We start from the raw sequence: 9,537 nt of genomic DNA on the forward strand, positions 1-9,537 counted from the left end.
CATGTCTGCCCCAGTGAAGGTGCAGGCGTGGCGCCTCTCCTCGACTCAGACGTGGCACCCGATCACCCGTCTCGTCGTGCGCTGGGCTTACATCGCGCTACTGACCGCGATCGCGTTCCAGGACACCTTGCGCAGTGCGTGGGCCACGACCGTCGGTGGTGGGCTCGGCGGCTACACCTGGATCGTCCCGATCGCGGCGGCGCTCGCGGCCGTCGGTATCGCCCGCCGCCACCGCACCGAGTTGCCCATCCATGACCGACAGACCGACGTCATCGTCGGCTCGATGGGTTTGGTGCTGGCCCTGCTGGTGCACGCGATTCTGCTGCCGCGGTATGGACTGTATTTCCACCTGCTACGACTCGATTTCGTGGCGTTGTGGCTGTTCGTGGTCAGCGCCAGCGTCGCGTTGTTCGGCTTGCGGCCCATCATCCGCTTCGGCTGGGCCTGGCTGATCCTGCTGATGATCTTCCCGCTGCCGTACTTCCTGACGGTCATCCTGTTGGGTGGAAACCGGGTGGCCGCCGGAGTGGGCACGATGATCGTTGCCGCCACGGCCACCGCCACCGCGGTGGGCAGGCACACCAGCCGCGCGATGATCGGATCGAACCTCGCGTGGCTGGTCGGGCTGCTCATGTTGGGGGCGATGGCGATCTTCTTCCCGAACGCCTCGTTGCGCACCTACCAGTACGTCCCGGCACTGACGTCGATCTGTCTGGTCGGCACGCTGATGTATCTGGCATCCCGCCGCGGAGCGCCCAAGCGCGTGCTGGACCGCAAGCTCGAACCGCTTGCCGCCAAGCAGATCTGGTCGGCCGTTCCGGTGGTTTTCGTGGTCGCGATCCTGTTGTCGTTCGTCCGGTTGCCCGACGTCGGCCTGGCGCCGCCGCTGGGGGTCAGCTCAATGAACTTCGCCGAGCCGCTGAAAGCCCCGCAGGGCTGGCGCATCATCGAGACCCGGGAGTACGACTGGGTGGCCCGGTTCTATGGCAGGGGCGCGACACTGGTCCGGCAGAAGATGGTCGCCGATGCCGGAGATTACCGGCACGACAAATTCGGCAGGCCGCGCACCGTCATGGTCGACACCATCACCACGCTGCGCCCGTTCTCCCTCTACGTTTATCCTGCTCGAATGATCTACCGGGTCAATGGGATTCGGCTCAGTGGTATCCGGCCGATCGATCTCGGGTACGGCCAGCAGGCCGACCTCTTCTCCGTCGTGGACGACCGCATCCTGGTGACATGGGACGGCCTGCAGTGGACGTGGACCAACGGCGCGATCGGTCGGCGGGTGCTGTCGATCGCCGTGGACAACCACGAGGACAATGCCCCTTTCCCAGAACCGACGGGCGGCGTCGGTCCGACGATCAACTCCATGTTCACCGTGCTGTTCCGCGGAAACGCCGCAGCACACGACACCGACCCGAACATGAAGGACGACGACCTCCTGACCGAGTTCGGGCACGGCCTGCTGCGCGCCCAACTGGAGCCGTTGGGATACAAGCCGTGACCACGCACGCCGAGCACCTCCCGTTCTCGAGCCCGGGGACCGACGAGCAGCGGCAGTACGCACTGGACCGGGCCATCAACGAACTGCGCGAAGAACATCCGATGCAGTCGGCCTCGCAGGCCGTGTGGGGCTGGCAGAAGCCGGTTCTCGTTTCGCTGCTCATCATCACCGCGGCTTTCGCCGCGTGGCGCCCGATGCAGACCGCGGTCGTGCTGATCGGGCTGTGCACCGTGGGCTACGTCTTGACGATGTTCGACCGCGTACTCATCTTCAAGGAAGGCTTGGCGTCGCGGCCCATCACCATCACCGACGAACAGGCCCGCGCCATCCCGGATGACGACCTGCCGCTCTACACGATCCTGGTCCCCGCCTACAACGAGCCGGAAGTGGTCGGCGACCTGATCGGGGCGATGACCGCGCTGGAGTACCCGCGCGACAAACTCCAGGTGCTGCTCCTGCTGGAAGAAGACGACGACATCACCATCACCGCGGCCAAGGCGTGCGGTGAATCCGAGGTGATCACCATCTTGCTGGTGCCGCCGGCCGAGCCCAGGACGAAACCCAAAGCCTGCAATTACGGCCTGCACTTCTCCACCGGTGAGATCGTCACCATCTACGACGCGGAGGATCTGCCCGAGCCGCTGCAGTTGCGTCGGGTCGTTGCGGCGTTCCGGAGCCTGCCGGACAACATCGCCTGTGTGCAGGCCAAATTGGCGTATCACAACGGGCAGCAGAATCTGCTCGCCGGCTGGTTCACCGCAGAGTACGGTCTGTGGTTCGGTTACCTGCTGCCGGGAATGATGACGACGACGTCGCCGATTCCGTTGGGCGGCACCTCGAATCACCTGCGCCGTGCCGTCCTCGACGAGATCGGCGCGTGGGATCCCTTCAACGTCACCGAAGATGCCGACCTGGGCCTGCGGATCGACGCATCGGGTTATCACACTGCGGTTATCGACTCGGCCACGCTGGAAGAGGCCAACTCCGATCCGATCAACTGGATCCGTCAGCGTTCCCGTTGGTACAAGGGCTATCTGCAGACCTGGCTGGTGCACATCCGCCAACCGGTCAAGGTGTTCCGGATCTTGGGGCCCCGCAGCTTCCTCCGATTCACCCTGGTGCTGGCGGGCACGCCGATCATCGCGGTGCTCAACCTGTTGTTCTGGCTCATCACCATCACCTGGTTCCTCGGGCAGCCCGCGGTGGTTGGGGAGGTGTTCCCGCCCCTCATCTACTTCCCCGCGTTGGTCGCCCTCGTACTGGGAAACACGGCCACGCTGTACATGAATGTGATTGCCCTGCGTGAGGACGACCGCTCGGATCTGCTGGTGCCGGCGCTGACCGTACCGGCGTTCTGGCTCATGATGAGTATTGCCGCCGCCAAAGGTGTGTACCAGATCATCCGGAATCCGTCGTACTGGGAGAAGACCTTTCACGGGCTGGCGGCCAAACCAGACGTCGCGACGAGCGACACCACGTGAGCACCGGCTTGTCGGACAGGCGTTGCAAGCAGATCGCGTTCGCATTGTCGTTCGGGTTGTATCTGGGTCTCGGCTACTGGCTGCAGGTGCAGCACGGGTTCATTCTCGGTGACGCGCTCTCGCGGGTGCAGGCGTCGGAGAGCGTTCTCCACAGCCGTGATCCCCATTTGGCGGCAATCGGATTCATCTTCACACCATTGACGGCGATGCTGGAGATTCCCAGCATGCTGTTGATGCCCTACTGGTCGGACTTGACCGCCCGGGGTTACTCCGGATCGATCATGTCGGCGATCTTCATGGCCGGGGCGGTGGTGCAGATATTCACGGTCGGCACCGATCGTGGACTGCCGCGCAGCTACGTCGTTGCCATCACCGCGCTGTTCGCCTGTAATCCGATGATCGCCTTCTACGGGTCCAACGGGATGAGCGAGGCGCCGTTCATCTTCTTTCTCACCTGGGCGGTGCGCCGGTTGATCCTGTGGGTGGTCGACGACGATGTGCATCATCTGGTCACCGCCGGTGGCATCGCGATGGGCCTGGCCTACCTGACGCGCTATGACGCCGTCGGAACTGTCGCCGCCGCCGGCCTGCTGGTGGGGGTTACGACGTTCCTACGGGCCCGTACGGCACCGCGGTTCCGCCGGGCCCTGCTCGACGTGCTGTTGGTGAGCGCCCCCGGCTTCGTCGCCTTCGTCGGGTGGGCGGCGACCAGCTGGTTGATCACCGGGGATGCGTTCGCTCAGTTCAGCTCCCAATACGGCAACTCGGCCATTCTCAAACAGTCCGGCGGTGCGACGGCAAGCAGTTTCACCGACGGCCTGTCCTTCGCTCTGGTCTGCATCACGCTGCTGGCCCCGACCCTGGTGCCACTCGCGGGATGGGCGGGGTTCATGCGCTGGCGCCGGCCACAATGGGCCGTGCTTGCCGCGCCGATCCTGATGTACGGCGCGGTGCTCGCGTTCCAGGCCTACACGTTCGCCACCGGTTCCACCTTTCCGTTCCTGCGTTTCTACATCGTGGCGATTCCCTTCGCGGCGTGTCTGGCCATGCTCGCCGTCCCTGACGGAAAGCTGCTCGTTCCCAAACGGCGGGGCCGTCATGCTGCCGTCGACACGGGCGTGAGTAGCACCCGGTTCGGCCGATTCGCCTACGTGCCGGTCATTCTGGTGTTCGCAGTCACCGTTCCGGTGTCGGCGTACGGGATGTCCTTACCCGACTACGCTCCACAGGAGTACGCGCTGGCGACGGTGCTGCGCCCCGATCGTGACGATGTCCGGCCGCAGAAAGCGGTGGAGCGGCGCATCGCCGCCACCTTCTCCACCGAGCGGCAGATCGCCGACTACCTGGACGGGCAGAATCTGCCCGAGAGTTCCGTGATCACCGACACTGTCTATGGTTTCGCGGTCGTCGTCGCGTCGGACAAACCGCGTACGTTCGTGGTCCCGTCGGATCCCGACTTCGTGCAGCTACTCAACGACCCGTCAGCGCACGGCGTCAAGTACCTCCTCGCGGTTCCGCCCACCGGGCGTGGCATCTCCGATGCGCTCAACCAGCGCTACCCGACGCTGTACGAGACCGGCGCCGACATCGCGACGCTGGAACTGGAGATTCCCAACGATGGCGACAGTCAACCGGATTGGCGGCTGTACCGAGTCAACGAGCAGTCGAACCCGATGGCCTGAGCGCTCTCTTCATTTTTCTCGCGTCATCTCCGGAATGGCCAGTGATTGCCAGCGGTGGCCCACATCAGCCGCGCATCTCGATGCGGACCGGAAGTGAACCAAGCGTTTTCGCGAGATTAGGCGGGGCTGCGTAAGGTCGCGACGATCTTGTTGATCACATCAGGCTTCGGTGTGGCGTTGGCTCCTTGCCGCAGCGAGATGAGGAAGACGACGGAGCCTTCGACGTGGGGCACCGTGGTGACCACGATGCTGTGCAGCGCCGATGAGCCGTTGCAACTGTCCGGTGCCATGCCGGTCACCGTCGCCACCGTCTGCACCGCCGGGCGGCCGCCGATGCTGAACTCGCGGACCGGGGTGAAGTCGACGTTCGGGGGCGGCTGGCCGTTACGGGTGTAGATCGTTGGCACCGTGGAGGTTTCCTCGTCGAGTGCGGCCTTGATGTCCGGGTTCTTGGATCCGGCTACGCCGGCCATTGCGAGGTTCTGTTTGGTGCAGGCCGGGTTGGCAACCGCGGTGGCCGCACTGACATCGCGGACGACGCATTGACCGTCCGGACAGGGCTGGGCCCACCCCATCCGCACACCGCACGCCGCGACGGCCCAATCCGGCGGGACCGCGTAGGCCAGCCCGTACTTGTTGATCGTGGCGTGCCAGCCGGGTTGGGACTTCGCGTCGACGGAGGCGGTGAAGCCTTCGCAGGTAGTCGACAGTCCCGCAGTGGTATTCGGCTGTGGTTGTTGTTGGCGCGGCTGGGCGGCAGGTTGGGCCTGGGACTGCTCGGGGGCCGCGGTGGTCGTGGCGCCGTCCTTCTGCTGTGCGATGACGACGACGGACAGGGCCAGGATGACGACGACCGCGATGGCCAGGGAGATCCAGAGCCACGGTGCCCGGCGGGGTGGGTCGGGTGGGAAGTCGGGGTAGTCGTGCACCGGGTGTAGCCGGCCGGGTGTCGAATAGTTCACGGTTGCTCCGTACTAGCCGCGGTCGCGTTCAGATATTCTCGGGCGTCAGCGTGTACGGCTGCCCATCTCGAGTTGTGCTTCCCGGTGCGTTGTCGACCAGAAGCACGGGGTCAACGGCTGTGTCACCGCCATTGAATACCGAGAATCCGAGCAGGTAGTCACCTGACTGAGACACCTTGTATGTCACGTTTTGCCAGCCCGTCGATTCGTAGGATCCCGTCGAGTAGTCGCCGGGGTCCGCGATGTAACCCAGGAGCGCGTAATTTCCGGCATCCCCATTGATCAGCACGGTGGGTGCTGGGCCTCCGCCCTGATATACGAGCGTCGTGATGGAGCCGTCGCCCCAGGAAGTGCTGTCGGTGCTGATGAAGTTCCAGGCCATCGTGTATGTCGTATCTGCGTCCAGGTAAACCATGCGAGACATCCAGGCGGCGTCTGTGGGTACTGAACTAGGACTGCTCGCCGTGATCGCTTGTTGTTCAGCTGGGGTCAGTCCGAGCGAAGTGGTTGCTTGTCCGAACGTCTGAGAACTGTCCGGCGATAGCGACGCCGCTCCTGTGCCGCTCGGCGTGTAGACATAGGTACCAAACGGGCCAACGTAAGTCACGGGACCACCAATAAAGCTGACGCCGGTCCCACTGATATCAATGGTGGCTCCTTGAGTTCCGTTCTGGGTGCCGATATTCCACCCAGCCAGCGAGCCGCTCTCGAAATTCAACTCAGGTATCGACGTATCAGCCTCGCCGAGATAGATCATTGTGACGGTGCCGGTTGTATAGCTGGTCACGTAGGCGCGGGTACCGTCCGGCGTGATCGCGATTCCTCCAGGATTGGCCGGCACGTTGATGTTGTCCATCGCGACTGTGCTTGGATTCGTATCGATCACTTGGTTGTACGTAACACTGGTTGGGTCAGTATCGATCACAGCCACAGTGTTGCCGATGAGATTTGTGGCGTACGCCCGCTTGCCGTCGGGACTGATGGCGATTGCGACCGGGACTCCGCTGACGGGAATTTGTTGGATGCCGCCCACCGACGGATTGGCGTCGATGAGCTTGTTGTAGTTCAGACTGGTCGGATCGATATCGATGACTGCCACGCTGTTGCCGCCCTGAGTGACCACATAGGCGCGTGCGCCGGTCGTCGAGGGAGTCACGGCGATCCCTTCGGGCACCCCGCCAATCGCAATCGAATTGATCCCGGCGGCAATCGGATCGGTGTCGATCACCTTGTGGTAGTCGGCGCTGGAGGGGTCGATGTCGATCACCGTGACCGCGCTGGCTGTGATGTGGCTGACGTAAATCCGCTTACCGTCGGGACTGACGGCGACCTTGAAAGGACCGTTCGGGACGGTGATGGAGTCGATCGGACCAGTTGTCGGGTCTGCATCGACGACCTGGTTGTAGGTAGCACTGGCGGGGTCGATGTCGATCACGGACACTGAGTTGCTATTGCTGTTCACCACATAGGCGCGAGTGCCGTTGTGGTTGATAGTGATTCCCGCAGGAAAGCTCCCGACGGTAATGTCCTGTACGCCGCTTGCAGACGGGTTCGTGTCGATCACTTTGTTGTATGTCGCACTGGCGGGGTCTATGTCGACGACTGACACTCCGCCGCTGCTTCCGTAGTGCGTGACGTACAGGCGTTTGCCGTCCGGTGTGATCGCGATGGTGTGCGCATCGCCGCCGACCGTGATGCCCTGTACGCCGCTGGCCGCGGTGTTTGTGTCGATGACTTCGTTGAAGTTGGGACTGTTGGGATCGACATCGATCACCGTCAGGGCATTTCCGAAGGTGTTGGTGACGTACGCGCGTTTGCCGTCGGGGCTGATCGCGATGTCACTCGGCGAGCCGCCTGTGTTGAGGGTGACCGTGTCAAAAGGTTGGAGTGTTTCATCGACCGGTGTTACGTGGACGGTGACCAATGTGGGGTCGGCGACGCCCCCCAAGCCGTCATTGGCAGCGTAGTAGAACGACGTGGTGCCGTTGAAGTCCGGCGCTGGGGTGAAGGTGAAGGAACCATCGTTGTTGACGACGACACTGCCGGTAGCCGGATTGGGGTTCACCCAGATAGTCGCCTTGATGACGGCGTTGTCTACATCCGAGTCGTTGGCCAGCAGGCCTGGTGCCGCGATCACCAACGCGGTGTCCTCAGCAGTCGTGTATTCGTCCGGTTGACCCACCGGGTTGTCGTTGACCGCGACGACGGTGACGGACTTGGAGACGGTGTTCTGCGCGTCGGGGGTGACGATGGTGAAGTTGATGGTGCGGTTGCCGGCCACCGGGTCGTCGCCGATGCTTTCGAAAGTGATGCTTTGTAGGGCCGCCTCGTACTCCGCCTGAGAGGCGTTGCCCACCAGGACGATCTGCTGACCGTCGTTGTACTGGATGTGAATATTGCTGACGGTGGGCTCGGTCCAGTGCAGTGTGTCACCGGTTTGAGCGTTGTTGATGCTGATGATGGCGGCGACCATGATGGGAGTGTCGATGTCTGTCAGGGTGATTCCGCTGTCGACGGCCACGGGCGCATCGTTCTCGGTGTAGGTGGTGCCGCCCGGGCTCGCGGTCAACGTGGGGGCGTCGTCCAGGCCGGTGATGGTGACGGTGACGAGGCCCTCAGTTGTCGCGGTGCCGTCCGATACGAAGTACGTGAACGTATCTGTTCGGGTTTGGCCGCCGGCGAGGTCTTGCGCGTTGGGATTGTAGGTCCAGGTGCCGTTCCCGTTGTCTACGACGATCCCGCCGTTGGTGGGCTGGGTAAATCCGGTGAAGGTCAACAGATCGCCGTCGGCGTCGGTGTCGTTGATGCCCAGGAATGCATTTGGATCCCCGGTCAGTGGATGGTCCTCGTCGGTGCCGAACGCGTCGGGATTGGCCACTGGTGCGTCGTTGACTCCGGTGAGAGTGATCATGAGATCGGCGGAGTCTGTGGCGCCGTGCGTATCCGTGATGCTGTATGTGAAGGTTTCGGTGGCTGTTTCGCCTGCGGCGAGGCCTTGGGCTGCGGTGCCGGGGGTGTAGGTGTAGGAGCCGTCGGTTCCGATGGTGACGGTGCCGTAGTTGCCGGTCATCGGTGTGGTGGTGGTGACTGTCAGGACATCGCCGTTGTCGACGTCGGTGTCGTTAGTCAGGACGTTCCCGGAGACCGGGGTTTCTTCGTTGGTGGCGTTGAGGTCATCGGCCGCGACGGGTGTGTCGTTGGTGCCGGTGATCGTGATGGTCAGTGTGGCGGTGTCGGTGCCGCCGTTGCCGTCGGAGACCTCGTACGTGAAGGTGTCGGTGCCGGTTTGGCCTTCGGCGAGGGCATCGGCGCCTGCTGAAGTATTGGCAAAGGTGCCGGGGCCGGTGGTGTAGAGATTCTGCGGTAAGCCGAGGGGAACGGCGACACCAAAGGTTGTGATGACGATGGTGACGGGTTGTCCGGCGGTGAGATTGGCGGTGACCTGTGGGCACGAGTAGCCGCCGCAGGTGCCACCGCCGCTGTCGTCGTTGAATGCGATCCAGTTCTCGGGTGATGCGGGGTCGAAGGGGCCGTTGTATAGCGCGAGCATGGTGTCGATCGGTCCGCTGGGTTGGCCGAACAGGTAGCTCTGGGTCGCGCTCGGTGTGAAGACGAATGCGATGTAGTTGCGCGGGCTATCTCCACTGCCGAAGAAGACGGTGGTGCCTTGCGTGACTTGGGTGGGGTCGTTGAGGGTGATGGTGCCGCCGGTGGCTCCGACTGTGGTGCCATGGCCGGGTGCGCTGCCGTTGTAGGGGGTGTAGGTGTAGCTGCCGTCGGGATTGATGGTGACGGTGCCGTAGGTGCCGTTCATCGGGGTGGTGGTGGTGACTTGGAGAGGGCCGCCGTCGATGTCGGTGTCGTTGGTGAGGACGTTGCCGGTGGTGGCGGTGTCTTCGTCGGTG

Annotated in this window: 5 protein-coding genes; 3 read left to right on the plus strand and 2 right to left on the minus strand. The window is 63.3% G+C overall.

What is annotated here, in order from left to right; all coding sequences use genetic code 11:
* The first annotated feature begins 1 nt into the window (after position 1).
* The 3 genes from AC1DY7_RS01870 to AC1DY7_RS01880 are packed head-to-tail and all read left to right on the plus strand — an operon-like array spanning position 2 to position 4,670.
* Positions 2-1,507, plus strand: coding sequence for a hypothetical protein (locus tag AC1DY7_RS01870; protein WP_477491935.1), 1,506 nt, complete (start codon positions 2-4; stop codon positions 1,505-1,507).
* Complete coding sequence (locus tag AC1DY7_RS01875; protein ID WP_477491936.1) at positions 1,504-2,988, plus strand: glycosyltransferase; 1,485 nt, start codon at positions 1,504-1,506, stop codon at positions 2,986-2,988. Before AC1DY7_RS01870 ends, AC1DY7_RS01875 begins: the two co-directional genes overlap by 4 nt.
* Positions 2,985-4,670: an ArnT family glycosyltransferase gene (locus AC1DY7_RS01880; RefSeq protein ID WP_477491937.1), complete on the plus strand. Its 1,686-nt coding sequence runs from the start codon at positions 2,985-2,987 to the stop codon at positions 4,668-4,670. The genes AC1DY7_RS01875 and AC1DY7_RS01880 overlap by 4 nt, the downstream gene beginning before the upstream one ends.
* A gap of 116 nt (positions 4,671-4,786) precedes the next feature.
* On the opposite strand, the gene AC1DY7_RS01885 is transcribed toward AC1DY7_RS01880, so the two are convergent.
* On the minus strand, positions 4,787-5,632 hold the full coding sequence (locus AC1DY7_RS01885) for a DUF8017 domain-containing protein (protein WP_477491938.1): 846 nt from the start codon (positions 5,630-5,632) through the stop codon (positions 4,787-4,789).
* Between the two features lie 28 nt (positions 5,633-5,660).
* The coding region (locus tag AC1DY7_RS01890; RefSeq protein ID WP_477491939.1) for a tandem-95 repeat protein at positions 5,661-9,537 on the minus strand (3,877 nt) is incomplete at its 5' end.

The organism is Mycobacterium sp. P2_H7 (genome assembly GCF_056403275.1).

Bases quoted from the DNA above. Each gene is read 5' to 3' on its own strand.
- AC1DY7_RS01870 (WP_477491935.1), top strand. From the start codon at position 2: ATGTCTGCCCCAGTGAAGGTGCAGGCGTGGCGCCTCTCCTCGACTCAG.